Here is a 26,396-nt window from a genome sequence, read left to right as displayed (position 1 = left end):
GGAGGCGCCGGGAGGGGGATTAATACATTGGTGTTGTGGCTATCCCGCCGCGCCCGCTCAGCCGAAAGTGAACGCGTAAGCCTGCACCCCAGGGTCCATGAACTCGATCTCGAACAGGCGATCTTTCCCGCCCGCCGCCTGCCGAACCAGTTGGTAAAGCCGCTGTCCGTCGATGACCCCGTTGCCCTGCGCGTCGACGTCGAAGCCATGGTCCGCGAGCGGCGCCTTGCCGTCCAGCAGCACCCTGAATCGCACAGGCTTGCCATCGGCCGAGGGCCCGAGCACCAGGTGCAGGTCACGCGCATGAAAGCGATAGGCGATGCGTCCATCGACGCGGTTCAGCACCGCCCGCTCGCGCTCGACCGTCCAGTCGCCGGCCAGCGCCCACTGGTTCGCGCGCAGCGAAGCGGGACCCCGGTAGTCGTTCGCCCGATCGCGCGCCACGCCGCCCGGCGAGGCAAAGTTGTGCGCGCGCTCGTAGCCCAGGTAGGTCTCTTCGGACAATGCGCCCGTGGCGGGCGCCGCGGCCTGCACGCCTTCGCCTTGCGGCGCGACGAGCCCGGACGGAATGCGGCTCTGCCCGGCCTCCGCGAGCAGCTGCTGGATGACCTGTTCCGCCTCCTCGTACTGGTTCTCGCCGAACTGGTGATGACGGATGCGCCCCTGCGCATCGATGAAGTAGAACGCGGGCCAGGCCCGGTTGCCGAATCCGCGCCAAATGGCGAAGTCGTTGTCGACCGCGACCGGAAACCCGATGCCCAGATCCCGGGTGGCCTTGCGCACATTGGACAGGCGCTTCTCGAAGGCGAACTCGGGCGCATGCACGCCGAGGACCACCAGGCCCGCATCCTTGTACTTGTCGGCCCAGGCGCGCAGGTACGGCAGCGTGCGCAGGCAGTTGATGCACGAGTAGGTCCAGAAGTCGACGAGCACGACCTTGCCCCGCAGGTTCTCGGGCGCGAGCGGCTCGGAGTTGATCCATTCGGTCGCGCCGGCCAGCGAAGGGAAAATGCCCTGCGTTCCCAGCAGCCGCGCCGCGACCGGTTCGCGGCCTGCCGCGGTTGCCAGCATGACGGGCGCTTCGGCGGCCGTGTCCGATTGCGAGAGCGGCGATGACGGGCTCTTGTGCCCGATCTTCTCCAGCAGCGTCGTCTCCAGTTTCGTCGTGCCGGCAGACGAAAGCTGGCTGAGCAGGCCGGTGTCCAGGCCCAGTGCGATGGCGCCGACACCGGCCAGCACGGCCGCACCGGCGGCCCGCCGGATCCATTCGCCGGTCCGCAGCGACCCCTTCAAGGCCGAGAACACGCGGCCGCCGAACAGCAGCGCGGCCGCCAGCGAGGTGCACGCGCCCGCGGCATAGGCCAGCAGCAGCAAGGAGGTGCCGGCACTGGCGCCGTTGAGGGCGGCGGTCGTCAGGATCAGGCCGAGGATCGGTCCCGCGCAGGGCGCCCACAGCAGGCCGGTGCCAATGCCCAGCAGCAGGGGCGACAGGAAATAAGGGCGCGCGGATGGGTGCTCCGCTCCTGCGCCCGATTGCGACAGCCGCATGCCGAGGGTGACGAAGGGCCTGCTCAGCCGATCGGCCCATGCCGGCAAGAGCAGCGTCAGGCCGAACAAGGCGAGCAGGGCCATCGCCGCGTAACGCCCCCACTCGTTGAGCGCCACCACCCAGCCGCCGCCCACGGCCGCCAGCGTGGCGATGCCGGCAAAGGCAACCGCCATGCCCAGCAGCATCGGCAGGCCATGCGAGCGGAACGGGCGGTCGGCGCGCGCGAACACGAAGGGGAGCACCGGCAGGATGCAGGGGCTCAGGATGGTGAGGACGCCGCCCAGGTAGGCGATCGCGACGATGATCATGATGCGAGATCCTGTTGGAGGGTCATGGCGATTCGGGCCTCCAGGCCGCCTTCGTCGCGGTTGTGCAGGCTCAGCTCGGCGCCCATCGCCGTGGCAAGCTGGTGCGCGATGGCCAGGCCGAGGCCCGTGCCGCCCGTGCTTCGGTTGCGGGAGCTTTCGACCCGGTAGAAGGGCTTGAGAACGGCTTCGAGCTGATCGGGGGGGATGCCCGGCCCGTTGTCGGTGATTGCGACGACCAGCCGGCCGGCGTCGACGCGCACCCGCATGCGCACCTCGCTGCCGAATTTCAGCGCGTTGTCGACCAGGTTCACGATGATCCGGCGCAGCGCATTCGGGCGCGTCACGATGGGGCCGCCGATTCGCCCCTCCAGGTGCACCTGCTGGCCCGCGTCCTCGTAGTCGGCGACCATGCTTTCGAGCAGTGCGTCGGCATCGACGCGGCAGGGCGGCTCCGTGGCGCCGTGCAGCGTCTTCGCATAGGTGACGCCTTCCTTGACCAGCGCGTGCATGGCATCGAGGTCTTGCCGGAACTTCAGCTGGTCCTTCTCGTTGTCCATCATGTCGGTGCGCAGCCGCATCCGGGTGATGGGCGTCTGGAGGTCGTGGGAAATCGCGGCCAGGATCTCCACGCGCTCGGCCATGTAGCCCGCGATCCGCCGCTGCATGGCGTTGAAGGCGCGTGCCGCGTGCGCCACTTCGGAGGGGCCTTCTTCCTCGAGCTCCCGGCCCTTCAGGTCGGGCCCGAGTTCATCCGCGGCCTTGGCGAGGCGGGCCAGCGGCCGCGTGACGAGGCGGACCGCGAACCAGGCGCAGACCGCGAGCACCGCGAGCTGCAGCACGAGCACCCACAGGACCCAGTTCGACACCGGCATGCCCACGCGGCGCGCATAGACGATCACCGGGCTGCCGTCCGCGAGCCTCACCTGGATGCGAAGGTCGTCGGCGGCGGCCTGTACCACCTTCACGACTTCGAAGGGGTGCAGCGCATTGACGATGGCGGCGGCGAACTCCTGCGAAATGGTCGACTCGGGCGGCGGGCCCGAGATGCCGTCGCCCAGCATGAAGCGGTAGTTGCGCCGCTCCAGCCGGGCCAGCCAGCCTTCGCGCTCGGCAGCGGGCAGGCGGTCCAGGATGGCGATCGAGCTCGCGATGTCGCGTTCGATGCCGGTCATCATCAGGTGGCGAAGCGCCATGCCGCGCTCGTAGCGGATGGCCGCGAAGGTCAGCAGCTGCGCAATCGCGAGGCCCACCACGATGATGAGCGTGACGCGGGCGAACAGGGAGCGGGGTTTCATGGGCGGTCCTCCGGCTTGCCGGCCCGGCGCGATGCGATGAGGTGGCAGTTCACCGGGTTGCGGACTTCGTGGGCGAAGCCGCCCGCGAAGAACAGCAGGGCGAGCCAGAGCTTCTTCATGGCGAACTCAGGAGCCGGTGGGCGACGGTTGCGCCAGAAGGTCCTGAATTTTCTTTTCGGTCGCCCCGTAGCGGCCCTCGCCGAAGTGCGAGTAGACGATGCGGCCCTGCTTGTCGATCAGGTAGACGGCAGGCCAGTACTGGTTGCCGAAGGCCTTCCACGTTGCGTAGTTGTTGTCCTGGGCGACCGCGTGCTGGATACCCAGTTTCTTGATCGCGTCCTGGACATTCTTCGTGGACTTCTCGTAGGCGAATTCGGGCGTGTGCACGCCGACCACGACCAGGCCGCTGTCCTTGTACTTGGCATGCCAGTCCTTCACGTAGGGCAGGTGGTTCAGGCAGTTGATGCAGGTGTAGGTCCAGAAGTCGACGAGGACCACCTTGCCGCGCAGCTCTTCCAGCTTCAGCGGCTGGGAGTTGAGCCATTTCTCGATGTCCCGGAACTCGGGCGCCGGCTGCTGCCCGGCCACCGGGATGTTGCCGCCCTGCGGCGGGCTGGCGAAGCTGAGGGCGGCGAACGAGGCGGCGAGGGCGACGGCGAAGAGGGAAGCGCTGGTACGGATGTTCATGATGGTCGGTCTCCTGGGGGAAAGGAGGGTTGGTGAACGAATGCCCGGATCTTCGACCCTGTCGCCCCCGATTGGCGCGAAAGGGGTACGCCTGTGTATCGATGCACAAAGTCGACACACTACGTTTCACAAGCCTTTGGGGTGGACGCCTCCTGGCCGTCCCGCGCGCCCGGGCGAACGCGCGGACCCGCCCGCTGCGGGACTCATGCGTAGTTCGAGTGAGGCAAGGCGTGCGTCACAGTACAAACCCGCAAGGGCGAAGGGACGCGGCGCGCTCGTCGAAGGCTTCGCGCAGCCCCGGCAGTGCGAAGTCCACGAAGGCCCGCACCTTCGGAACCGACAGGCGCCCCTGCGGCGAGACCAGATGCACCGGCAGGGGCGCGTGTTCATGCTCGGCCAGGATGATCTTCAGCGTGCCCTCGGCCACCGCATCGGCGAGGTGATAGGAGAACATGCGCACGACGCCGCGCCCGTGCACGGCCGAAGCCACCGCCGCGCGGATGCTGTTGACGGTGAAGCGAGGGTTGAACTGCACGGTTCGCGGGACCGCCGACCCGTCGGCCGGCGGAAAGCTCCACGAGTCGATGCCGAAGTGCGTCATCGCGATGATCTGGTGCCCGGCGAGGTCCGACGGCTGCGTGATGGGCTCGTGGCGCGCGAGGTAGCGCGGCGACGCCGCCACGACGCGCCGCACTTCGCCGACGCGCAGCGCGATCAGCGTGGAGTCCGGGAGGTGGGCGATGCGCAGCGCGACGTCGATGCCTTCCTCGACCAGGTTGGTGGGACGGTCGAGCATGTCCAGCCGCACGGACACCTCGGGAAACTTGTCCATGAAGGCGTCGAGCACCGGGCGCAGGAGGGTCTCGCCCGCGGCGACGGGGGCCGTGACCGTGAGCATGCCGCGCGCTGCCGATCGCTCGCCGGCCGCGGCCATGTCGGCTTCCTCGAGGTCGGTGAGGATGCGCCGGCATGCGAGGGCGTAGCGCTCGCCCGCCTCGCTGAGCTTGATCGCCCGCGTGGTGCGATGCAGCAGTTCTGCGCCGACATGCGCCTCGAGGAAGGCGATGGCGCGGCTCACGGCGGCCGGCGACTTGCCGAGCTTGCGTCCGGCGCCGGCCAGGCTGCCTTCGTTGAGCGCTGCCACGAAGACCTTCATCGCGTCGATGCGATCCACGACTCTTCCCCGGGGTGAATGAATGCCGGGAGCATAGGCATTCGTCCGCGGGGCGGCAATTCGCGGCGCCGCCGGGCACTGCGGCCCGGGGCGCCGCCGTCCGAGCGGCGCCGCTACTTGGCCTGCTCCGCCCGCCGTCGCCGGAACTCCAGCGCGGGCAGGCCGCCCCATCCCCAGTTGTCGGTGGCTACCTCTTCGATGATGACGAAGGTACTCTCGAAGGGCTTGTTCAGCACGTCGCGAAGCAGCTCGCTGGCCCCCTTGATGAGTGCGGCCTTCTCTTCGGCGGTGACCGAATCGGCTCCCGGCCTGGTGCCTTCGCGGGTGACCTGAATGGTGACGATGGGCATGATGGTTCCTTCGTGTGGGATGGGTCAGTGGCCGGCGCTCTGGCCGCCGTCGACGTGCAGGATCTCGCCCGTGACGAAGGACGCGGACTCCAGGTAGAGCACCGCATCGACGATATCCCCAATCTCGCCCATGTGGCCCACCGGATGCAGTGCCCCCAGCCATGCGTGCGTGTCGGGCGCATGCATCGGCGTCTTGATGACGCCGGGCGCGACGGCATTGAAGCGGATGCCGCGGGCCGCGTACTCGATGGCCAGCGACCGGGTCGCCGCGTTCAGGCCGCCCTTCGTCAACGACGCGAGCACCGAGGGCACCTGGGCGTTGGCATGGTCGATCAGGCTGGTCGTGATGCTCACGACGTGCCCGGACCCGTTGCGCTCCATCGCTTCGACGGCGGCCTGGGTGATGTGGAAGAAGCCGGCGACATTGGTCGCGATCTTCGAAGCGAAATCGCCCTCGGTGTACTGCGTGAAGGGCCTGGCGATGAAGATGCCGGCGTTGTTGACGAGCGAGTCGATCCGGCCGAAGCGCGCCAGGCCTTCCGAGACGACGCGCTTCGCGGTCTCGGCGGAACCGATGTCGCCCGCGATCGCCAGGACGCCGGGGTCGTCGGAGGGCTGGATGGACCGCGAGGTCGCGACGACGCTGTAGTTGCGCTCGCGCAGCGCCTTGACCAGACCGGCGCCGATGCCTTGGGATGCGCCCGTGACGATGGCGACTTTGTGCTGCTGATGGCTCATGATTCGATGTGACCTTCTTCGCCGGTGAGTGAGTGGCGAACGCTCTTCGATCAAGGATCTGACCGTGGTCCGAATCTAGGTGCGCGACCCGCAATGGGGAATGGCCGCCGGCCGGCAGAGAGTCTTCCGCGCGGCGGCCGGATGCCTCAGGGGACCGGTCTTGGCGGCGCCGCCCTTCCATCTTCGCGGTGGCTCATCAGGAAGTCCACGAAGGTGCGCACGCGCAGCGGCACGAAGCGCAGCTGCGGATAGAGCAGGTTGAAGGGGCGGGCGCGGCCGCCGAAGGGCTTGAGCACTTCGAGCAGCCGCCCCTGGCGCAGGTCTTCTTCGACGACGAATCGATAGGCCTGGAAGATCCCTGCGCCGTGGAGGGCCAGTGTCACGCCGGCAAGAACGTCGTCGGAACAGGCGTAGCCACCCGAGGTGGGCAGCTCGATGTCCTGCCCGTCCCGGCGAAACAGCCACGGGATGGTGCGGCCGCTGCTGGGCAGCTCGAACTGGATGCAGTCGTGGGTGGGCAAGTCTTCCAGGGTCTTGGGTTCTCCGCGCCGGCGCAGGTAATCGGGAGTCGCGACCAGCACCAGCTCGGCATCCTCGAGATGACGCGCGATCAGCGTCGAATCGGCGGGCGCGCGAACGCGCACCGCGAGGTCGTAGCCCTCCGCGGCGAAATCGATGTTGCGGTTGCTGACGTGGACCTCGACCCGGATGTCGGGATAGCGCGCCCTGAACTCGGGCAGCAGCGGGAGCAAGCGATAGTGCCCGTAGGTGGTGGGGGTGCTGATGCGCAGCAGGCCGCTCGGCGTCACCTGCTGGCCGCTGACCTCGCGCTCGGCCTCGACCAACTGGTGCAGTGCCTGGCGGCATTGCGCGTAGTAGGCCTGCCCCGCCTCGCTCAGGCGGATCTGCCGGGTCGTGCGCACGAAGAGGCGCACGCCGAGGCGCTCCTCGAGGCGGGCCACCGTCCGGCTCACGGCGGCGGGCGTCAGGCCCGCGAAGTTGGCAGCGGCGGTGAACCCGCCGTGCTCGGCCGCCAGGCAGAAGAGCTCCAGGCTTCCCAGCATCAGGTCATCGAATTGGCGATTCATGATGGGATTACATGATGTAAGAACTAAATTGGCGCCGCCTGTATTTATCAACTCGAAGGTAGCAAATAGAGTACGCCTCAAGGGAACAGCAACACAAGTCCCCTCGATCCCAGCCCCAACCACCCGAAAGGAATTCACCATGAAGACCCAAGCCAAGACCATCGTCATCACCGGCGCTTCGAGCGGCATCGGCCTGGCGCTGGCCGGCGCCTTCCTCCAGCGCGGCGACAACGTCGTCGGCAACGCCCGGACCGCCGAGCGCCTGCAGGAGGCGGCCGTGTCGCTCGGTTCGCCCGACAACTTCCTGGGCGTCGCCGGCGACGTCGCCGACCCGGCCGTCGGCACGGCGCTGGTCCAGCGCGCCGTCGAACGCTTCGGCCAGGTCGACGTGCTCATCAACAACGCCGGCATCTTCAACGCCAAGCCCTTCGTCGAGTACACGCCCGACGAACTGGAGGCGCTGGTCAACACCAACCTGAAGGGCTTCGTCTATCCGTCGCAGGCCGCTGCCCGCCACATGATCGAGCGCAAGGCGGGCCGCATCATCAGCATCACCGCGAGCATTGCGTCGGCGCCCAATCAGAGCGTGCCGGCGCTGCTGCCCGTGCTGGTCAAGGGCGGCATCGACCACGCCACCAGGGCACTCGCGCTGGAGTTGGCGCCGCACAACATCCAGGTGACCGCCGTGGCGCCCGGCATCGTCGACACGCCGCTCTACACGAAGGACATGCACGGCTTCCTCAACACGCTGCAGCCGGCCGGCCGCATCGGCACGACGCAGGAGATCGTCGACGCGGTGCTCTACCTGAGCGGCGCCGGATTCACGACCGGCATCGTGCTGGCGGTGGATGGCGGGATGGGCGCCGGCAAGTGGTGAGCCTGTCTTGCTCCGCGCGACGCCTCAGTCCTCCCCCTCGACCGTCGTTGAAAAAACGTAGCCCTCGCTGCGCACCGTCTTGATATAGCGCGGCTCGCGCGCATCGTCGCGCAGGCGATCGCGCAGCCTGCTGACGAGCAGGTCGATCGAACGCTCGAAGAGTTCCGCTTCCCGCCCCTGGGTGAGGCTCAGCAGCTGGTCACGGCTCAGCACCCTTTGCGGATGATCGAGAAACACCCGCAGGAGCCGGTACTCCGCACCGCTGAGGGCCACCATCACGCCGCCCGCGTCGATGAGGTGGCGCGCGGTGGTGTCGAGCCGCCATTCGCCGAAGGCCAGCCTGGTGGCGCCCTCGGTCGATCGCATGTTCGGGGGCAGCATCCGGGTGCGCCGCAACACGGAGCGCAGGCGGGCGAGCAGTTCGCGTGCGGCGAAGGGCTTGGCCAGGTAGTCGTCGGCCCCCATCTCCAAGCCGAGGATCCGGTCGGCTTCCTCGTTGCGGGCCGTCAGCATCAGGATGGGGATCGCCTTGTACTTGCCGGAACGCAGGTCGCGGCACAGGGACAGGCCGTCTTCTCCCGGCAGCATCAGGTCGAGAATGATCAGGTCGAAGGGCCCCGATTCCTCCAGTGCCGCCCGCATGTGGCGGCCCGTGGGCACCGCGGCGACGCGCAGGCCGTTCTTGACCAGGTAGGTGGTCAGCAGTTCGCGGATCTCGCGGTCGTCGTCGACGATGAGGATGTGATCGGTGCTCTTCGGGGTCATGGCAGCGCGGCTTGGCAGGCGGGGCGAGGTGCAGTCGCAAATGTATGCGCTCTGTACCGCGGCCTTGTACGCCCGTGTATCTGGCGAGGCTGGCGTACAGGCGCGTACAAGACCGCGCCCTGCATGACAACCGCGCCGCCGTCAGGCAAGGGGCGGGGGCGGACGGCCGTCCTGCCGGCTGAATGCGCTCGCCGCTGCCTGCAATTCGGGCACGAAGGTGAGAAGCCGCCGCGTGAGCCAATACAGGTTGGAGGCATCGATGGGGTCCGGCATGCGCAGGGTCTTGATCAGCCGCTGCGCACGCTCCCCCAGGCCAATGGCGATCAGCGGCTCGAGGACCGCTGCCAGATCGCGCCTGACGTGTGCGTCCACGAGGTCGTGCTCATCCAGGCTGTGCCAGATGGCCTGGACTGCGCGTTCGCACAGCTCGGCTTCCGATGGCGGTGCCAATGCTTCGGGGTAGCCCAATGCGCTCGGAGGCATCGGGTGCATGCTGCGCGCTTCGTGGGACGCGAGGATTTTTCTTGAAGGCATTGGCGGCTCCTTCCTGGCAGACACGATACGCCGGCTCGAACTGAAGGGCAATGCCGTGCTCTCCGGCTCGATCGGCCATTGCCTCTGGTAGGCGCTCGCGTTAACTTCCTACGCGCAATGACCGGTCCGCGTCTCACTCTATGCGCTCCCGGTAGCGCATAACCGCATAACGCATAACGGAAGGAAGGCCCATATGAAAATCTTGTTCCTGGTCCGGCATGCGAAGTCGAGCCGCGACGATCCATCCTTGCCCGACCGGAATCGGCCGCTGAACGACCGCGGCCTTCATGACGCGCCCATGATGGGCCAGCGCCTCAGCAGGAGCGGGGTGAAGCCCGATCGGCTCGTATCGAGCCCCGCGCTGCGTGCGCTGACGACGGCACAACTCGTGGCGGACGCCATCGGCTACCCGCGCCAGGACATCGCGATCGACGACAGCATCTACGAGAGCAGTCCGGAGCGCCTGCTCGCCATCATTCGCGGGCTCGACGGCCAGCTGGACTGCGTGATGGTCTTCGGCCATAACCCGGAGTTCACCGAGCTTGCGCATCGGCTTGCGCCCGAGATCACCGAAATGCCGACCTGCGCGGTCGCCGAGCTCCACTTCGACACCAACGCCTGGACGGATATCGGGGTGCTCGACCCGGTGAAGGTGAAGTTGGATACGCCGAAGAAATAGAAGAAGTAGAAGGAAAAGAAGGAACAGGCCTGCGCCGTCCCTCGCAGGAGTGCTGGAAGTCATCGCGTGGCGCGTACCATGCCGCGCATGCCCAGCGCCACCGCCCCGACCCCCTTGCGTTTCGGACTCGTCGCCAGCCGCCTGCACCGCCAGGACGCGCAAGGCGGACTGGCGGATTGGCTGCGTGCCTGCGACGCCGACATCCGCGCGCTCGGGCTCGAGCTCCATGCGGTGGGCGGGACCTGGGAGGCCATCCGGAAGCAGGGTCTGCTGGCCGGCTATCCGAACCTGGCGCCCTATCCCCGCGGCCGGGAGGGCGGCGTGATGCGCCTGGTCTCGCGCATTGCCGGCGGGCTGGAGTCAAGGGACGCGCTCGACGGCGTGATCTACCTCATCGACCCGGTCGACCCTTCCTCGCTGTACCCAGAGTCGCTGGCGCTCAAGCGCCAGTGCGTGGTGCACGGCAAGCCCTTCGTCTCCACCGTCGCCGGCGCCGTGGAATGGATCGCGGTGGAGTCGGCGCGCGCCGGCCTTGCGGCTTCCGATGCGGCCGACCGCTGGCGCGTCATCGAAACGCAGACGGTGGCACTGATTGCGCATGACGCGTTGAAGGACCGCATGGTGGACTTCGCATCGCAGCATTTCGAATTGCTGTCCCGCTTCGAGGCGCGGGTGGGCACCGGCACCACCGGCGGCCGGCTCAACGACATGGCGTGGGCGCGCGGCTGGCCGGTGGATCGGCCCTGGGTGCGGCGCTACCAGAGCGGTCCCCTGGGTGGCGACGCGCAGATCGCCGAGCTGGTGCTCGAGCGGCGCTGCCAGAAGGCCATCTTCTTCGAAGACCCGCACGTCGCGCGCCAGCACGAGGCGGACATCCAACTGCTCGAGCGTGCCGTGTGCAGCGTGACGCGCCACACCACCTGCTTCAACTCGCCCGCCATGGCCGAGCGCTGGGCGGCCGCCTTCGGTTGATTGGTGGACGAGTACTCTTGATAACCCTTTCGCCCTGACATATAAGGGTTGCGTGGTTTCCTTGTTACGTCCTCAAGACGGCAAAGGAGGGCGCCATGAAAAGACGCATTTACTGGCTGATGCCCGACCTGGCGAGCGCCCGGCGGGTGATGCATGACCTGGTGCAGGCGCGGGTCGATGCCGCGCACATCCATTTCGCAGGACCCGAGGGCGCAGACATGCGCGGGCTCCATGCGGCCAACGTCTGGCAGACCTCCGACCTCGTGCACGCCGCCGAAAGCGGCCTGCTGATCGGCAGCGTCGTGGGCGTGGTCGTCGGCCTCGGGGCTGCGCTGCTGTTCCCCATCGTGGGCGATGCGCCGCAATGGGAGATGGCGGTGGCGCTGGCGGTGCTGGGCGGCCTGTTCGGCGCCTGGTCCTCCAGCATGATCGGCATTTCCATTCCCAGCCCGCGGCTGGCGCGCTTCCAGAGCGCGATCGCCTCGGGCCAAGTGCTGCTGATGGTCGACCTGCCGCGCGCGCGCGTGGCGGACATCGAGGCGCTGCTCGAGAGCGCCCATCCCGAAGCCCGCTTCGCTGGCGAGGAGCGGCAGGTTCCGGTCTTTCCCTGAAACGCGCCCGAGCGGCGCATGGACGAAAGGGCCCGCACATGATCATGGCTGTCGTGCTGGCGCTCATCGTCGTGGGGTCGGTGCTGTTCCACCTGCTCAATCCCTGGTGGATCACGCCGCTGGCGTCCAACTGGAAGGCCATGGACGACACCCTGACCATCACCCTGGTGATCACGGGCATCTTCTTCGTCGGCATCAACCTGTTCATGGTCTATGCGCTGCTGCGCTACCGCCACCGCCCCGGCAGCCCGCGCGCGGCGCATGAGCCGGAGAGCAAGCCGCTGGAGCGCTGGCTGATCGGGATCACCACCGTCGGCATCATGGCGCTGCTCGCGCCCGGCCTGGTGGTCTATGCAAGCTACGTGAAGCCGCCGCAGGACGCGACGGTGCTGGAGGTGCTGGGCCAGCAGTGGCAGTGGCGCTTTCGCCTGCCCGGTGCCGACGGCAAGCTGGGCCTGAGCGAGACGCGCCATGTCAGCCCGACCAATCCCTTCGGCCTCGACCCGGCCGACCCGGCGGGCCAGGACGACATCCTCATCGCCGAGCAGGAGGTCCACCTGCCGCTGAACAAGCCGGTGCACGTGATCCTGCGCTCGCACGACGTTCTGCACGACTTCTTCGTGCCGCCCTTCCGCGCCCGCATGAACATGGTGCCGGGGCAGATCAGCACCTTCTGGTTCACGCCCACCCAGATCGGGCGCTTCGAGGCGATGTGCTCGCAGCTGTGCGGCGTGGGGCACCCGAACATGCGCGCCGTGGTGGTGGTGGAGGATGCGGCCAACTATCAGGCGTGGCTGAAGGACAAGGAAAGCTTCGCGGTGACGCAGCGGCCGCCGACCGGCGAGGGCGGGCAGGTCGCCCAGGGCCGCGCGCTGGCCAACGGCAAGGGCTGCGTGGCCTGCCACTCCATCGACGGCAGCACGCGCGTGGGCCCGACCTGGAAAAGCCTCTTCGGCAAGACCGAGAACATGCGCGACGGCTCCACTGCGCTGGTGGACGACGCTTACCTGGGCGCTTTCATCCGCGACCCGCAGGCGCGCGGCGTCAAGGGCTTCGCGCCGGTGATGCCGAAGATCCCCTTGAGCGATGAGGAGGTCGCGGCACTGGTGGCCTATATCAAGAGTCTCGGGCCCACGCCGCCCCCGGCCCCAGTCGAGCAGAAAGCGCAGCGATGAGCCGCCGGGCCGCTCCCAAGGCGAATAGCACCGCAGCGCGTAGCGCGGAGGTTCGTTTATGAGCGAGCGCCGCGATCCACGAGGAGTGAAGGAACCCCATGTCCAGCATCGTCGTCCCCGCACCGCACCACGAAGCGAAGAGCTTTTGGACCCGCTATGTCTGGAGCCAGGACCACAAGGTGATCGCCGTGCAGTACGCCTGCACGGCCATCACCGTGGGCGTGATCGGCGTGGTGCTGTCCAACCTCATGCGGCTGCAACTGGGCTACCCCGGCGCCTTCGAGTTCATCACCCCCGAGCGCTACTACCAGTTCGTCACCATGCACGGGATGATCATGGTGATCTACCTGCTCACCGCGCTCTTCCTCGGCGGCTTCGGCAACTACCTGATCCCGCTGATGGTGGGCGCGCGCGACATGGTGTTCCCCTACCTCAACATGCTGAGCTTCTGGGTCTACCTGCTGTCGGTGCTGGTATTGATGGCGAGCTTCTTCGTCACCGGCGGGCCCACCGGCGCGGGCTGGACGCTCTACCCGCCGCAGTCCATCCTCCCCGGAACGCCGGGTAGCGACGCCGGCATCGTGCTGATGCTGGTGTCGCTGCTGATCTTCATCGTTGCCACCACCATGGGCGGCCTCAACTACGTGACCACGGTGCTGCAGGCGCGCTGCGAGGGCATGACGCTCCTGCGCATGCCGCTGTCGGTGTGGGGCATCTTCGTCGCCACCATCCTGGCGCTGCTGGGCTTCCCGGCGCTCTTCGTCAGCGGCGTGATGCTGCTGCTGGACCGCGCCGTGGGCACCAGCTTCTTCATGCCGGCGCTGCTGTCGCTGGGGCAGGCGACGCAGTACAAGGGCGGCAGCCCGCTGTTGTTCCAGCACCTGTTCTGGTTCTTCGGCCATCCCGAGGTCTACATCGTGGCGCTGCCGGCCTTCGGGCTGGTGTCCGACCTCATCAGCGTGCATGCGCGCAAGCGCATCTTCGGCTATCGCATGATGGTCTGGGCCATCGTGGCGATCGGCGGCCTGAGCCTGGTGGTGTGGGCGCACCACATGTTCGTGGCGGGCATGAACCCGTACTTCGCCTTCTTCTTCGCGACCACCACGCTGATCATCGCGGTGCCCACCGCCATCAAGGTCTACAACTGGCTGCTCACGCTGTGGCGCGGCGACATCCACCTGTCGGTGCCGATGCTGTTCTCGCTGGCCTTCATCTGCACCTTCGCGATCGGCGGGCTGACGGGGCTCTTCCTCGGCAACGTGAGCGTGGACATCCCGCTGTCGGGCACCTACTTCGTGGTGGCGCACTTCCACATGGTGATGGGCGTGGCGCCGCTGCTGGTGGTCTTCGGCGGCATCTACCACTGGTACCCGAAGGTCACGGGCCGCATGCTGGACGACCGGCTGGGCCAGCTGCATTTCTGGGTCACCTTCCTCGGCACCTACCTCATCTACTTCCCGATGCACTACCTCGGCGTGCTGGGCATGCCGAGGCGCTACTACAACTTCGACCACTACCAGTTCATCCCGCACTCGGCCTACAGCCTCAACACCTTCATCACGGTGATGGCGCTGATGGTCGGCGTGGCGCAGGTGCTGTTCATCTTCAACCTGGTCTGGAGCCTGTGGCACGGGCGGGCGGCAGGCGGCAATCCATGGCAAGCCGCCTCGCTCGAATGGCAGACGCCGCAGACGCCGCCGGTGCACGGCAACTGGGGGCCGGCGCTGCCGGTGGTCTACCGCGGGGCCTATGCCTACGGCGTGCCCGGCGCGCGCGAGGACTACATCCCGCAGAACGCGCCGCCCGAGGCCGGCGGGCTGGAGACCGAGGAAGAGGCCGGCAAGGGCGGGCCCAGGGGGACCACGACATGAACACCAGTGCCGCGCTTCGCCCCGGCTACGGCGGCCGGCGTCCGGACCCGCACGCCGCCGCGCTGTCGGCGAGCATCGGCCTGTGGGTGTTCATGGGCGTGGCCACGGTGCTGTTCGCGCTGTTCGTCACCGCCTACGTGATGCGCATGAGCGGCGAGGACGCGGTGGCGATCGCGCTGCCGTGGCAGCTGGGGCTCAGCACGGCGCTGCTCGCGGGCGGCAGCGCGGCGCTGCAGGCCTCCGCAAGGGCGGCACGCGGCGTGGCGATGCGCCGCACGCGCAAGCTGCTGCTGGCCGGCGGCCTGTGCGCGCTGGCCTTCCTGCTGGTGCAGCTGTGGGCCTGGTCGGCGCTGCTGTCGGCGCAGGTCATGCCCGCGGGCAATCCGGGCGGCAGCTTCTTCTACCTGCTGACGGCGGTACACGGGCTGCATGTGGCCGGCGGCCTCGCGGCCTGGGCCTGGACCGCGCGCGCCGCCTGGCACCCTGCCGCGGACCTGGTCGGGCTGGGCTGGCGTATCGGGCTGTGCGCGCGCTACTGGCACTTCCTGCTGGCGGTGTGGGTGCTGCTCTTCGCCATGCTGGGCTGGCTGACGCCGGAAGTGGCGCGCTTCATCTGCGGCACCGCCTGACCGAGGAGCTCCTGCGATGAACACCGCCGCCGTCCCCCCGATCGCGCCACCCATCCTGGCGCCGGCCACCGCCGTCGCCGGCTGGCGCGGGCTGATCGCCGACTGGTCCTCCGACCGCGAAGCCTTCCACGTCTCGTGGGGCAAGGCGATGATGTGGATCTTCCTGCTGAGCGACACCTTCATCTTCAGCTGCTTCCTCGTCGGCTACATGACGGTGCGGGTCTCCACCACCGTGCCCTGGCCCAATCCCAGCGAGGTGTTCGCGCTCCATGTGGCCGGCGCCGACGTGCCGCTGCTGCTGATCGCGATCATGACCTTCGTTCTCATCAGCAGCAGCGGGACGATGGCGATGGCGGTGAACTTCGCCTATCGCGGCGACCGCGCTAACGCTGCCGCGCTGATCCTGGTGACTGCCGTGTGCGGCGAGATCTTCGTCGGCATGCAGGCCTTCGAGTGGTCCAAGCTGATCATCGAGGAGGGCGTGCGGCCCTGGGGCAACCCGATGGGGGCGGCGCAGTTCGGCTCGGCCTTCTTCATGATCACCGGCTTTCACGGGCTGCACGTGTCCTGCGGGGTGGTGTACCTGCTGACCGTCGCCTTCAAGCTGATACGCGGCGACTACGAGCGAACGGGCAACTACCAGATCGTCGAGATCGCCGGGCTCTACTGGCACTTCGTGGACCTGGTGTGGGTGTTCATCTTCGCGCTGTTCTATCTCTGGTGAGGAGACAAGACCATGAATCCCGGCACCGGCCAGCAGCATCCGATCAGCCTCTACCTGAAGATCTGGGGGCTGCTGTTCGTGCTCAGCACGCTCTCGTACCTGGTGGACTACCTGCACCTCCAGGGCTATCTGCGCTGGGGGCTGATCCTGACCTTCATGATCATGAAGGCGGGCCTGATCGTCGCGGTCTTCATGCACATGGCCTGGGAGCGGCTGGCGCTGGTGTACGCCATCCTGCTGCCGCCGCTGGCGCTGCTGGTGCTGATCTGGCTGATGGCGGCGGAGGCGGGGCATACCCTGCTCACGCGATTGCTCTTCTTCAATTGAGGCGTGCGCTCCCCTGTACGGGGGATTCACAAGGGCCTTCGAACTCCTAGACTCGAATCGCACGCAACAGTCGCGCGCATCCGAAGGGAGAAAGAACATGGCATCGCAACAATTGCTTGGCGCCGTCGCGGCGGCGCTCGTCCTGCTGGCCGCTTCGCCCGTGCCGGCGCCCGCGCAGGGTCAGGCCCCGGACCGGCGGCACCTGGCCTCGGCCAGCGTCGAGGCGCTGCAGCGCACCTACCTCGAATGCGACCGCGTCGCGACCAACACCCCGCTCGACCTCGCGAGTGCCGCGCATTGCTCGATGGTCGGCGAGGAACTCAAGCACCGCGTCTACGGCGGCGAGTTCGAGCGGCTGCTCGCCTGGTGGCGTGCCAACAGGTGGACGGGCGCGGAGGCGGTGTCGGACGCGCAGACGCACGACTACGGGCCGGACATTCCCTAGCGCGGCATTGGGCTCCCGTCTTATCCCCTCTCCCCCTGGGAGAGGGTTAGGGTGAGGGCACCGGGCGCATCCACAGGGCCTCGAGCTCCGAGGCGACAATGCCCCGCAGCACACCATGAACCCGGTCCTCTCATCGATGCTCAAGCTCGCCCTGGCCTGTGCGATCGGACTGGCCGGCATCGCCATGTTCCAGGACCGCCTGCTCTACTTTCCCGCGCCGGCCACCGTGGCCGAGGTGGCCACCGGTGGGCTGCAGCCGTGGCCATCGGCGCAGGACTTTCGTGGTCTGGCCGCTGAGCCGATGGGCACCGCACGCGGCACGGTCATCGTCTTCCACGGCAACGCCGGGCATGCCGGCCACCGCGCCTACTACGCCACGGCGCTCACGCGCCTGGGCTTTCGCGTGCTGCTGGCCGAGTACCCAGGCTACGGTCCGCGCGGCGGCGATGTGGGCGAGCGCAGCCTGGTCGAGGACGCGCGGCAGACCCTCGCGCTGGCGCATCGTGCGCACGGGGCGCCGCTGCTCGTCATCGGCGAATCGCTGGGCGCGGGCGTCGCGGCCGCAGCGGCCGCGCAGGCGCGCGAGCAGGTCGCCGGCCTGATGCTGATCACGCCTTGGGACCGGCTCGTGCATGTCGCCAGTTACCACTACCCCTGGCTGCCCGTGAGCTGGCTGCTGCGCGACCGTTACGACAGCGCCGCCCACCTTGCATCCTTCGGCCGACCGGTGCTGGTGGTCGTGGCGGGCCGCGACCGCGTCGTGCCCTCGCGCCTGGGCGTTGCGCTCCACGAGGCGCTGCCGGCGCCCAAGCGCTTGCTGACGATCGAGGAGGCCGGCCACAACGATTGGCCCGGGCAGGTCGACGCGCGCTGGTGGCAGGCGGCGACGGAGTTCCTGCTGGGCAGCGGTCCCTGAAACGCGGCCCTACACCAGGCCGATCTTGCCGGTGGCCAGGTCGTACACGCCCCCGACCACCTTGACCGCGCCGCGCTCCGTCATCTCGGCCAGGATGGGCGCCGAGGTCGTGAGCCGGGCCACGCCGTGCCGCACGTTCTGCGCGGTGGCGGCCGCGAGCAGGTCCTTGGGCTGCCGGCGCGCGGCGGCTTCGACGGCGGGGCGGATGGCTTCGGCCAGGCTGGGCAGGTGGCCCGGCAGTTTGGTCTTTTCCTGCAGCACCTTGATGCTGGCGGCAACGGCGCCGCAGCTGGTGTGGCCGAGCACCATGATCAGGGGCACCTCGAGGACCTTGGTGGCGAACTCCAGGCTCGCGAGGGCATCGTCGTTCACGAAATTGCCCGCCAGGCGCACCACGAACAGGTCGCCGGGTCCCTGGTCGAACGCGAGTTCCGGCGAGACGCGGGAATCCGCGCACCCGAGGATGGCGGCGAAGGGCTTCTGTCCGCGCGTGCGCGCCACGCGGCGGACCGAGAAATCGCGTTGGGTCGATTGGCCCGAGACGTAGCGGGCGTTGCCCTGTACCAGACGCTGGAGTGCGGCGTCGCCGCCGATGCGGTTGTCAGGAAGCGGTGTGTCGGCGGCCAGCGCGCGGCCGCTGGAAGCCAGGGCTGCGAGGGCCGCCGCGCCGCCAAGAAACCGGCGCCGCGACGCGGCCGTGGGGAAAGGTGGGCAATTGCACATGGATGGATTCCTCCTCGAGTTGCAGACTGCCCCGTCGAACGCAGGGCAGGCCGTCGCGGAATGCGACGGTCGGCCATTCTTCTTTTTGCTCGCCACCAGAATGGCCGGCCGGCACAAATCACCAGATTTCGGGCCGAGGGTGGTGGTACTGGTGGTGGCGCGCGGCGTCAACCTCGAGAAGCGTGCAGCGTCCACTGTGTGAGCGCGCCGATCACGCACCACAGCAGCGGGATCGGCCACAGCAGGACCGCGAGCACCCGGGCGAAGCGCACCGCAGGCACCGCACGCAGAAGCAGCAGCAGGCCGAGCGTGCCCACCGCGGTCGGGTCAGGCACCAGCCCGAAGAGTCCGGCTTCCCGCCAAGGCCGGCCGGACAGCGCGAGGCCAAGCCACGGCTGCACGAAGATGGCGAAGAGCAGCAGCCCGAGGCCCAGCACTTCGCGCCCGCCGCGCCGCACACGCAGTTCGAGCCCCGCGCCCGCGGCGGCCAACAGCAGCAGCCCTTCGATCGCGAAGGCCGCGGCAAACCAGGTCGCCGCCCAGTTGATGGCCGCATAGCGTTCCAGATGAAATGCCCAGGTCACCCAGAGCCAGCCGGCCGCGAGCATCGCGCAGCAGGCGCGCGCCGCCGGGCCCGCGCTCCCCTTCAGGGCGACGAGCATCAGCGCCAGCCCCAGCGCAGCCGCGAAGAAATGCGCCGGCCAGATCTCCGCGTTGTAGAGCTCGAAGAGCCGATGCCAGGTGCGCGCCGAGAACAGCAGGAAGTCCGAAGGCCGATAGCTCCACCACGCCGACATCGATCACAGCGCCTGGACGTGCGCCGCCATGCGCTGGCGCATCGCCGCTTCGGGCATGGGCCCCAGGCCGGCGCCCATGTTCTGCTGCACATGCGCCACGCTGCGGGTGGCCGGAATTGCGCAGGTCAGCGCCGGATGCGACACGATGAACTTGAGCGCGAACTGCGCCCAGCCGTCGCAGCCGATCTCGTCGGCCCACGGCGGCAGCGGATGGCGCTGCAGCGTGCGCAGCAGCGCGCCCTCGCGGAAGGGCCGGTTGGCGATCACCGCGATGCGCCGCTCGCGCGCCAGCGGCAGGATGCGCGATTCCACCTCGCGGTCCAGCAGGTTGTAGCTGACCTGCACGAAATCGATCGGCTGGCTGGCCATGATCGATTCGATCTCGCGGTGCCGGCGCCCCTCGGAGGTGGTGATGCCCACGTAGCGCAGCTGTCCCGCCGATTTCATCGCGAACAGCGTCGGCAGGTGCGCCTCCCAGGCGAGCAGGTTGTGCACCTGCAGCAGGTCGAAGCGCGGCACCCGCCAGAGCCGCCGCGACTCCTCGATCTGCCCGGGCCCGCGCGCCCCGGCGCCGATCCAGACCTTGTCGGCCGCGAACACGCCCGCCGTGCGGCTGATGCGCGCCAGCCCTTCGCCGATGACCGACTGCGAGGAACCGTACATCGGCGACGAATCGATCATGCGACCGCCCGCATCGAAGAAGGCGCGCATCACCTCGGCGCAGCCCTCGCGCGCGGCGCGGTCGTTGCCGACGTTGAAGGTGATCCAGCTGCCCAGGCCGATGGCGGGCACGCGCTCGCCGGTGGAGGGGATGGGGCGCGTGGCCGGGCTCGAGGGCCGCGGCTGCGCGCCGGCGCCGGTCGTGGCCATCAGGGGCGGGAGGGCCGCCGCGAGCACCTGCAGGAACTCGCGGCGGGTCGGCGTGGTGCGCTGGCCTGCAAGCATGCTTGGCTTCCTCTGGATCAAGTCGCATGTTGTCAAGGACGCGCCGCCGCCGCAAGCCCATACAGGAGCAGCGCGGCCAGTACCACCGCGGTGAACCCGAGGTGGATCGCCAGCAGCGTCGCCAGCACCGCCGCGATCACCGAGGCGCAGCCGTTGATGCCCCAGGCCCACGGGATCAGCCGGGCATCGACCGCCTCCACCCGCGCCAGGCCGAGCGGAAAAGGCATGCCCATGAAGAAGGCCAGCGGTGCAATGAGCGCAGCGGAAAGCGGGATCTTGGCCGCGTCCGGCCAGCCCATCGCATGCCGCAGCAGGAGCGGAAGCAGCAGCAGGCACAGCGCCGCGGATGCCGCGATGGCCCCAACAATCGCCTTCACCGGCGGATGGCGCGCAGCGACGCGGCTGCCGATGCCGGCGAACAGAAGGAAAGAGAACAGCACTACCGCGACCGCGTACAGAGGGTGGCCGAGGAACAGCACGAACTTCTGGATGAAGGCGATCTCGATGAACATGAAGCCGAAGCCGATCGCCAGGAAGTACGCCAGCATGCGGGCGCGTGCGCCGCCTGCGCTGCGTGGGGCCTCATGCGCATGCGAGCGCCGCCGGCTCACCCAGGCCATGGGCAGCCCCATCAGCAGCAGGCTCGCCAGCGTCGCCTGCACCAGCGTGGCCGCCAGCACCGGGTAGCCCCAGTCGAGCAGCGGCAGGCCGCCGCGGCCCTTCGAGGCCAGCAGCTCGGGCAGCGAGCGCCACTTGAAGAAATGAAAGAAGTGCGGCTTGTCGTCGGTCGCCGGGGCGATGTTGAACTTGTAGTCGCGCACGAAGGCCTCGCGCCCCGGGCCCAGCAGCGCGCTCGCGCCGTCGAAGAGGTCGGGGCGCTCCACCACGTTGTAGCGGTTCGCCTCTCCGGGCCGCATGCCGGGGTAGTAGCCGAGGTCGAAGGAGCGCGCATTGCAGAAGGCCCGGATCGCCGCGATGTCCGCGGCGTCGAAGCTGCCGTTCTTCACCATCAGCGTGGCGGTCTTCCAGCTGCGGACCAGCACCAGCCGCGACGCGGAATCGGTGGCGCCGGATCGCTCCAGCGCCGTGGTGGCCGCCGCGAAGAGCTTGAGCGTGTCGCGCGGCGGCAGCGTGACCCAGCGCGTGATCGCCAGCAGGCCGCCCGGCTGCAGGCGGCGCAGCGCCTCCTGCAGCGCTTCGACCGTGTAGAGGTAGTTCTCCGACAGCGCATGGAGGCCGGCCGAAGATGCGCTGAAGCCATCGAGCAGCGCGACCTGGATCAGGTCGTAGCGCGCGTCGCCGGCGGCCAGGAAGGCGCGCGCCTCGGCCACGTGCACCTGCGCGATCCGTGAATAGACCCCGCCGGCCTCTTCGCCGAAGCGCCCGCGCACCAGCTCCACCACCTGCGGGTTGAGCTCCACCGCATCGATGCGGCTCGCGCCGTGGTAGTGGGCCTGCAGCACATCGGCGCCCGCGCCGGCACCCAGCACCAGCACCCGCGGGCGCTGCAGCAGGTGGTAGGGCAGCGCCGAGCTGATCTGGTCCAGGTGCGCGAGGCTCTCGCGCCGGCCGTCGAAGCGGCTCAGCGCATTCATGCCCTCGCCATCGGTGAACACGCCCCATTGCGGCGGCGGCTCGGTCGTTGCGTTGAGGCTCAGGCCCGGCGCGTGGCGCAGCGGGATGCGCGGGCTCTCGACCACGCTGACCAGGCCCAGCGGGCTGGAGCGTTCCAGCACCACGCGGGCTCCGGGGATGCGCAGCGTCTGCGGGAGCTCTTTGTACGGCGACATGGTGGGCGCGAGCCAGGCTGCCGGCATCAGCATCGACGCACCCGCGCCCGCCAGCAGCAGCGCCGCCGGCCATCGCGTCCTGCCGCCGCATTCGAGCCAGGCCGTGGCCGCGGCCAGCCAGCCCAGCGCCCCGATCAGCTTGAGCGCGGCCTGCGGCGACAGCACGAACAGCAGCGCCACCACGCCCAGGCTGCCCACGCCCGCACCCAGGATGTCGAAGCTGTAGATGCGAGGCTGCATACCGCGAAAGCGCGCCAGCGCCAGGCACACGCAGGCGCCCGCGCAGAGGAAGGGCAGCAGGAGCAGGAGGTAGAGCGCCAGCAGCCAGCCGGGCTGGCGCGCGTCCCACAGGATCTCCAGCGGATTGAAGGGCACCTGCTGCGCCAGCAGGAAGCAGCCCGCGGCCGTGAGCCCGAAGGCTGCGGCCGCGGCGCAGAAGAGCGCAACGAAATGCCGCTCGATGGCACGCGGCATCAGCGTCAGCAGCGCGCCGCTCGCGCCGTAGCCGAGCAGCGCGAGGCTGATGATCATGTAGGCGAAGTGATGCCACAGGCTGATCGAGAACAGCCGCATCAACAGGATCTCGTAGGCCAGGGCGGCGGCCGAGATCAGCGCCACGGCAATGACCGGAGCGCGGTGCGAAGCCATGGGGGGCCTAGCGTCCGCCGCCCGTCAGCGGCACGAAAGCCACCGGCAGGATCTGCCGCGTCGAGACCGTTCCGTCGGCATTCTTCTCGACCAGCATCAGCTGCTGCACCAGGAAGGCCGCGCCCACCGGGATCACCATGCGCCCGCCGGGCTTGAGCTGGCGGATCAGCGGCGGCGGGATGTGGCTGGCCGCGGCGGTGACGAGGATGGCGTCGTAGGGCGCGTGCTCCTCCCAGCCGTGGTAGCCGTCGCCCAGGCGCACCTCGACATTGCGATAGCCGAGCGTCTGCAGCCGCTCACGCGCCGCGAGGCCCAGCGGCTCGATGATCTCCATGCTGTAGACCGTGCGCACCAGGCGCGCCATCACCGCAGCCTGGTAGCCCGAGCCGGTGCCGACCTCGAGCACCTTGTGATCGGGCTGCGGCTGCGCGAGCTCGGTCATCAGCGCGACGATGTAGGGCTGCGAGATGGTCTGGCCGTGCCCGATGGGCAGGGGGCGGTTCACGTAGGCATAGAGCCGCTGGTCCTCGGGGACGAAGGCGTGGCGCGGCACCTGGCGCAGGGCCGTCGTCACGCGTTCGGACAGCGCTGGCCGGCCGGTCGCGCTGCCGGACTCGCGCATCTGGGCGGCGACGGTTTGCATGAGGCGCTGGCGTTCGTCGGCGCGGTCGTCGGAAGCCGCAGCGTGGGCGGCACCCTGTGCCGCGAGCAGCAGGAGGACGGCTGCAGCGAGACGGAAGGCAGTGGCGGGCATCGCTTGCGCTCGATGGCGCCCGAAGGCGCGATGTCCCATGATGGACGAGCCGTGGCGCGCAGTCCAGCGGTTCGCGGGGGAACCTGCACGGAAAGTAACCCCAATGAAGCCGCCGTGGCGTGGAACCGCGCCGGCTTGCCTGTTACTTACTCAGCAGTCATCGCCCCAGACGACTCGCGCGAGCAGGGCCTTGCGAGGAGTCCGCGCGGCACCGCGCCGGCACGATCTAAAAAGTAGCTGAGCACCCCGTCAACCATTGTTTCGCTGCAACCCATGGCCTCCTTTTCCTCCTCCAAGTCGTCACTCGGGACGCGACCTCCAGTCAACAAAAAAACCGAGGCCAACACATCGAAGAAGAAGCACCAGCAGGTGCAGCCGTGGAGCGTGCCGCCCGTCGTCGATCATCTGGTCTTTGGGAGTTCGGGCCTGGAACGCGAGCCAGGGCCATTGATGAACCTGCAGCACTGGGAATCTGGGTATCCAGTGGTTCTGGACAAAGCGAGCTTCAATGAAGCGGACAACGCGCCAGGACGCGACTTCGAGCGCTTCAAGACGGCGCTTCGGCTGGTTGCAACTCGAGCAACTCTCACGCGTGGCGCGGCCCTCATGCTGTGGCAATGCAATTCGTTCGACGAAGCGTTCGCCGTCATTGTCATCGCCGAGTTCAACGGAAAGCGGAAGCCGGGCCTGAATCAGGGAGTTCGCCTGGGGGCGATCTCGACGCTGCCCCAAGAGATGCACTCGTCCACCGATTGCAGCGTCAAGGAGCAGGCGCCGATACTGGCGCTTCTGTGCCTGGCCAATCGCAAGCTGGCCGCGCGGATGGACGGCTTGGCCCCATTGCTGCCAGAGGACTTTCCGGAGGCGCTGGATAGATATCGCTGTGCCTTGATCGGCGTCACGCTCAGCCAGTTGGAAACGCTGCCTCCTGACGGCGGCTTTGGCACCATACGATCAAAGATCGAAGGCTATTGCGAGAAAGATGTGCCTATCGGTGACTCGCATCGGGAACTCTTGGAAGAAATCAGAATTCCTGCGTTTCTCGTCAACGGTAAAAGACCGCTCATGCTCGCCGATCTTTTCGGCGCCGAGTTGCCGCGGGGCGTGGAAGATGCGGGTATCGGTGAAAAGGACGCCACGCAAAAGAATTTTTTCGAGTGCTTCAAGACCGCTCTCCAAGAGTTTGTGAACGAACCAAACTGCATAGCCGCCGTGCTGAATAAATGCGATTCGTTCGGGAATGTCATCGCGCTCATTGCCATCGCCGACAATGGCCCAGCACGAAACCTGGGGGTGACCGAGAGAGTCAGACTGAACGGACTCTTGGGGCTGCTCCAGCTGATGAACGAGTCCAAAACTGATGCCGTCAAGGGATAGGTCCGGATATTGGCCGCGCTCTGCCTGGCGAACTTCAAGGGCGTAGTGGTCAATACAGTGGTGCCACTGCTGCCGGATGAGTTTCCGGTCGAGCTGGATAGGTACCGTGATTTCCTGACCGCCGCAGCGCTCGGCGAGTTGAAACGCTATCCTGCCAGCGGCGCTTTGGATGTCCTGCGCGCGAAGATCAACGCTTATTGCAAGAGAACGTCACCTCTCGCCGGCGCTGGCTCGCTCAATGAAGTTTTGAAGGAGATCAGGATTCCTGTGCTTCTCTGCACCGGCACGCAGTCGGCCACCCTCGCGAAGCTGCACTACCGGATCCTTCACGGGCCCAAAAGAAAGCGCGAGAAGATCGTCGATGCCAGCGACGAGACAAACCGGTCCGAGCGGCCGCGTGCCTTAGAGCCGCAACCGCAGCCGCAGCGCGGATACTTGCCCGCACCTCCCGATGTTCATCTGCCGAGCATGGGGGTGTCGATGCTGCCTGCATCCGATCGCCCCGTGTACGCCCCCGCAGCCTCGCCGGCGGAGGTCTTCGACAGCCTCAAGTCGGAATGGAAGGACGGTTGGCGTGGGGACAAGACGCTGCAGGCGTGCGTCACCTTCTCGCTGGCGACAGACTTCACTGCATACGGCCATGCGTTGGAGATCATCAGCCCCGAGGTACTGGTCGATCTCATCGATGCCTACGAGGCGCGCAGCACCGATCCTGCGCGTGTCGAACTGGCGCTCTGGATGATGGGCGGATACCTGGAGCAACGTGTGCGGCAGTTGGTGCAACCCGACCAACCACCCCCCGCGAAGATCCTGCTTCGCTTGAGGCAGATGCTCGATCGCATGCGAACCCCGGCACTTGACTGGCCCCTGCGCATCCCGGCTTGGATTCCGCTCCTGAACTTCGTGGAAGAGCATGTGGCATCCCTGGCACCGAGGACCTCGGTCCTTCATCTGCTGCGCATACGTTCGTTCCCCGGCCAGTGATTCGCATAAAGAAAGCCTTGAATGCATCTCGCAAGAACAACGACCGCAAGTCCAAACTTGGGAAACGTCGCATCGGGGCGAGGCGAGCCAGGGCCATCGACGCTCCCGCAATGGCGACGCTGGCTGGAACCGTATCGGCGTGCCGGTTACTTACTCGGCAGTGATCGTCCACAGTACAAATTTCATGTCGCCAGATGCACGCCATCGAATATCTCATTGGCCCGTTCTCTCCCTCCGCAGAATTTCCCCAACCGGGCCAGCCCTGGGTCCTGTGCCGCAATGACGGCGTCACGCTGCACTTGCTCGCCGACGGCTCCGACGAGCAATTGATGTTGGGGAGTTCGCCGGGCAGCGCCGAAGACTACGCCAACCTATCGGCGTCGGAATGGCGCCATCGCCTACCGCACCCACGGTTCCCAGGATTGACGAGCACGATCGCCGTAACGCCCGGCACGGGCCTCCTTCGACTGATTGATGAATGGCACCGCCACGCGATCGAGCGGCACACTTTCGAAGCGCTGGTGGAAGACCATGCCCGACGCCATCTGCAGTGGCGCGAACTTCTCGAGTCGCCCCATCTGATGCGGGACGCCGAGGAGGATGACATGTTCGAGAACGATGAAGATGAAGATGAGGATGAGGATGAGGACCTGCCTGAGTAGTA

The 26,396-nt window shown here is 67.8% G+C and carries 30 protein-coding genes; 15 read left to right on the top strand and 15 right to left on the bottom strand.

Annotation, left to right across the window (positions count from 1 at the left end):
- Positions 1–57 precede the first annotated feature (57 nt).
- The 8 genes from GXN78_RS23925 to GXN78_RS23895 form a co-directional block, all read right to left on the bottom strand.
- Positions 58–1,857 carry a cytochrome c biogenesis protein CcdA gene (locus GXN78_RS23925; protein WP_106559828.1) on the bottom strand — a complete coding sequence of 600 codons (1,800 nt, stop codon included), beginning with the start codon at positions 1,855–1,857 and terminating at the stop codon, positions 58–60.
- Positions 1,854–3,152, bottom strand: a complete 1,299-nt coding sequence (locus tag GXN78_RS23920; RefSeq protein WP_106559829.1) for an ATP-binding protein — start codon at positions 3,150–3,152, stop codon at positions 1,854–1,856. Before GXN78_RS23920 ends, GXN78_RS23925 begins: the two co-directional genes overlap by 4 nt.
- Positions 3,149–3,271, bottom strand: a complete 123-nt coding sequence (locus tag GXN78_RS41995; protein ID WP_258187251.1) for a hypothetical protein — start codon at positions 3,269–3,271, stop codon at positions 3,149–3,151. Before GXN78_RS41995 ends, GXN78_RS23920 begins: the two co-directional genes overlap by 4 nt.
- 7 nt (positions 3,272–3,278) lie before the next feature.
- Entirely contained in the window at positions 3,279–3,839 is a 561-nt protein-coding gene (locus GXN78_RS23915) for a thioredoxin family protein (RefSeq protein WP_106559830.1), read from the bottom strand.
- A gap of 235 nt (positions 3,840–4,074) precedes the next feature.
- On the bottom strand, positions 4,075–5,013 hold the full coding sequence (locus GXN78_RS23910; protein WP_106559831.1) for a LysR family transcriptional regulator: 939 nt from the start codon (positions 5,011–5,013) through the stop codon (positions 4,075–4,077).
- Between the two features lie 113 nt (positions 5,014–5,126).
- Entirely contained in the window at positions 5,127–5,363 is a 237-nt protein-coding gene (locus tag GXN78_RS23905; protein WP_106559832.1) for a 4-oxalocrotonate tautomerase family protein, read from the bottom strand.
- A 24-nt stretch (positions 5,364–5,387) separates the two neighbouring features.
- The gene (locus GXN78_RS23900; protein ID WP_106559833.1) at positions 5,388–6,101 is read right to left on the bottom strand and encodes an SDR family oxidoreductase; all 714 of its coding nucleotides are present in this window, start codon (positions 6,099–6,101) and stop codon (positions 5,388–5,390) included.
- Positions 6,102–6,247: 146 nt separating this feature from the next.
- Positions 6,248–7,189 carry a LysR family transcriptional regulator gene (locus tag GXN78_RS23895; protein ID WP_106559834.1) on the bottom strand — a complete coding sequence of 314 codons (942 nt, stop codon included), beginning with the start codon at positions 7,187–7,189 and terminating at the stop codon, positions 6,248–6,250.
- A gap of 139 nt (positions 7,190–7,328) precedes the next feature.
- On the opposite strand from GXN78_RS23895, the gene GXN78_RS23890 reads away from it, so the two are divergent.
- The gene (locus GXN78_RS23890) at positions 7,329–8,066 is read left to right on the top strand and encodes an SDR family NAD(P)-dependent oxidoreductase (protein ID WP_106559835.1); all 738 of its coding nucleotides are present in this window, start codon (positions 7,329–7,331) and stop codon (positions 8,064–8,066) included.
- A 24-nt stretch (positions 8,067–8,090) separates the two neighbouring features.
- Here the strand turns inward: GXN78_RS23890 and GXN78_RS23885 are convergent, their stop codons facing one another.
- Positions 8,091–8,831, bottom strand: a complete 741-nt coding sequence (locus tag GXN78_RS23885; protein ID WP_106559836.1) for a response regulator — start codon at positions 8,829–8,831, stop codon at positions 8,091–8,093.
- A gap of 141 nt (positions 8,832–8,972) precedes the next feature.
- Positions 8,973–9,323: a hypothetical protein gene (locus tag GXN78_RS23880; RefSeq protein ID WP_106559837.1), complete on the bottom strand. Its 351-nt coding sequence runs from the start codon at positions 9,321–9,323 to the stop codon at positions 8,973–8,975.
- On the opposite strand from GXN78_RS23880, the gene GXN78_RS41990 reads away from it, so the two are divergent.
- The 11 genes from GXN78_RS41990 to GXN78_RS23830 all read left to right on the top strand — a co-directional run bounded on the left by GXN78_RS41990 (position 9,322) and on the right by GXN78_RS23830 (position 17,714).
- The gene (locus GXN78_RS41990; RefSeq protein WP_275407598.1) at positions 9,322–9,456 is read left to right on the top strand and encodes a hypothetical protein; all 135 of its coding nucleotides are present in this window, start codon (positions 9,322–9,324) and stop codon (positions 9,454–9,456) included. The two genes, GXN78_RS23880 and GXN78_RS41990, sit on opposite strands and share 2 nt — an antisense overlap.
- Positions 9,457–9,558: 102 nt before the next feature.
- Positions 9,559–10,044 carry a histidine phosphatase family protein gene (locus GXN78_RS23875; RefSeq protein ID WP_106559838.1) on the top strand — a complete coding sequence of 162 codons (486 nt, stop codon included), beginning with the start codon at positions 9,559–9,561 and terminating at the stop codon, positions 10,042–10,044.
- Positions 10,045–10,131: 87 nt separating this feature from the next.
- Positions 10,132–11,016, top strand: coding sequence for a methylglyoxal synthase (locus GXN78_RS23870; protein WP_106559864.1), 885 nt, complete (start codon positions 10,132–10,134; stop codon positions 11,014–11,016).
- Positions 11,017–11,111: 95 nt separating this feature from the next.
- Positions 11,112–11,627: a DUF1269 domain-containing protein gene (locus GXN78_RS23865; RefSeq protein ID WP_106559839.1), complete on the top strand. Its 516-nt coding sequence runs from the start codon at positions 11,112–11,114 to the stop codon at positions 11,625–11,627.
- 38 nt (positions 11,628–11,665) lie between these two features.
- Positions 11,666–12,802: a cytochrome c oxidase subunit II gene (locus GXN78_RS23860; protein WP_106559840.1), complete on the top strand. Its 1,137-nt coding sequence runs from the start codon at positions 11,666–11,668 to the stop codon at positions 12,800–12,802.
- A gap of 98 nt (positions 12,803–12,900) precedes the next feature.
- Entirely contained in the window at positions 12,901–14,673 is a 1,773-nt protein-coding gene (locus GXN78_RS23855; RefSeq protein ID WP_106559841.1) for a cbb3-type cytochrome c oxidase subunit I, read from the top strand.
- Entirely contained in the window at positions 14,670–15,302 is a 633-nt protein-coding gene (locus GXN78_RS23850) for a bb3-type cytochrome oxidase subunit III (protein ID WP_106559842.1), read from the top strand. Before GXN78_RS23855 ends, GXN78_RS23850 begins: the two co-directional genes overlap by 4 nt.
- A gap of 16 nt (positions 15,303–15,318) precedes the next feature.
- Positions 15,319–16,026, top strand: a complete 708-nt coding sequence (locus GXN78_RS23845) for a heme-copper oxidase subunit III family protein (RefSeq protein WP_106559843.1) — start codon at positions 15,319–15,321, stop codon at positions 16,024–16,026.
- Between the two features lie 12 nt (positions 16,027–16,038).
- Positions 16,039–16,353 (top strand): cytochrome C oxidase subunit IV family protein, encoded by a 315-nt coding sequence (locus GXN78_RS23840; protein ID WP_106559844.1) that lies wholly within the window; start codon positions 16,039–16,041, stop codon positions 16,351–16,353.
- A gap of 97 nt (positions 16,354–16,450) precedes the next feature.
- Positions 16,451–16,798 (top strand): hypothetical protein, encoded by a 348-nt coding sequence (locus tag GXN78_RS23835; RefSeq protein WP_106559845.1) that lies wholly within the window; start codon positions 16,451–16,453, stop codon positions 16,796–16,798.
- A gap of 115 nt (positions 16,799–16,913) precedes the next feature.
- On the top strand, positions 16,914–17,714 hold the full coding sequence (locus tag GXN78_RS23830) for an alpha/beta fold hydrolase (protein WP_239142881.1): 801 nt from the start codon (positions 16,914–16,916) through the stop codon (positions 17,712–17,714).
- A 9-nt stretch (positions 17,715–17,723) separates the two neighbouring features.
- On the opposite strand, the gene GXN78_RS23825 is transcribed toward GXN78_RS23830, so the two are convergent.
- The 5 genes from GXN78_RS23825 to GXN78_RS23805 form a co-directional block, all read right to left on the bottom strand.
- On the bottom strand, positions 17,724–18,437 hold the full coding sequence (locus GXN78_RS23825; RefSeq protein WP_106559846.1) for a carbonic anhydrase: 714 nt from the start codon (positions 18,435–18,437) through the stop codon (positions 17,724–17,726).
- Positions 18,438–18,604: 167 nt separating this feature from the next.
- Positions 18,605–19,234 carry a DUF6064 family protein gene (locus GXN78_RS23820; protein ID WP_106559847.1) on the bottom strand — a complete coding sequence of 210 codons (630 nt, stop codon included), beginning with the start codon at positions 19,232–19,234 and terminating at the stop codon, positions 18,605–18,607.
- A 3-nt stretch (positions 19,235–19,237) separates the two neighbouring features.
- Positions 19,238–20,179 carry an aldo/keto reductase gene (locus GXN78_RS23815; RefSeq protein ID WP_204162273.1) on the bottom strand — a complete coding sequence of 314 codons (942 nt, stop codon included), beginning with the start codon at positions 20,177–20,179 and terminating at the stop codon, positions 19,238–19,240.
- Between the two features lie 32 nt (positions 20,180–20,211).
- Positions 20,212–22,617 (bottom strand): SAM-dependent methyltransferase, encoded by a 2,406-nt coding sequence (locus GXN78_RS23810; protein WP_106559848.1) that lies wholly within the window; start codon positions 22,615–22,617, stop codon positions 20,212–20,214.
- A 7-nt stretch (positions 22,618–22,624) separates the two neighbouring features.
- Complete coding sequence (locus tag GXN78_RS23805) at positions 22,625–23,371, bottom strand: protein-L-isoaspartate(D-aspartate) O-methyltransferase (protein WP_106559849.1); 747 nt, start codon at positions 23,369–23,371, stop codon at positions 22,625–22,627.
- 273 nt (positions 23,372–23,644) lie between these two features.
- On the opposite strand from GXN78_RS23805, the gene GXN78_RS23800 reads away from it, so the two are divergent.
- The 3 genes from GXN78_RS23800 to GXN78_RS23790 all read left to right on the top strand — a co-directional run bounded on the left by GXN78_RS23800 (position 23,645) and on the right by GXN78_RS23790 (position 26,394).
- Positions 23,645–24,748, top strand: coding sequence for a hypothetical protein (locus GXN78_RS23800; protein ID WP_146163150.1), 1,104 nt, complete (start codon positions 23,645–23,647; stop codon positions 24,746–24,748).
- Positions 24,749–24,757: 9 nt separating this feature from the next.
- Positions 24,758–25,732 carry a hypothetical protein gene (locus GXN78_RS23795; RefSeq protein WP_106559851.1) on the top strand — a complete coding sequence of 325 codons (975 nt, stop codon included), beginning with the start codon at positions 24,758–24,760 and terminating at the stop codon, positions 25,730–25,732.
- Between the two features lie 194 nt (positions 25,733–25,926).
- Positions 25,927–26,394, top strand: a complete 468-nt coding sequence (locus GXN78_RS23790; protein ID WP_106559852.1) for a hypothetical protein — start codon at positions 25,927–25,929, stop codon at positions 26,392–26,394.
- Positions 26,395–26,396: the final 2 nt, after the last annotated feature.

It is taken from the genome of Variovorax sp. WS11 (assembly GCF_010499245.1).
Taxonomy (GTDB): Bacteria; Pseudomonadota; Gammaproteobacteria; order Burkholderiales; family Burkholderiaceae_C; genus Variovorax.
Note: the sequence above shows the minus strand (reverse complement) of the source record. Positions and strands in the feature narration are given on the sequence as shown.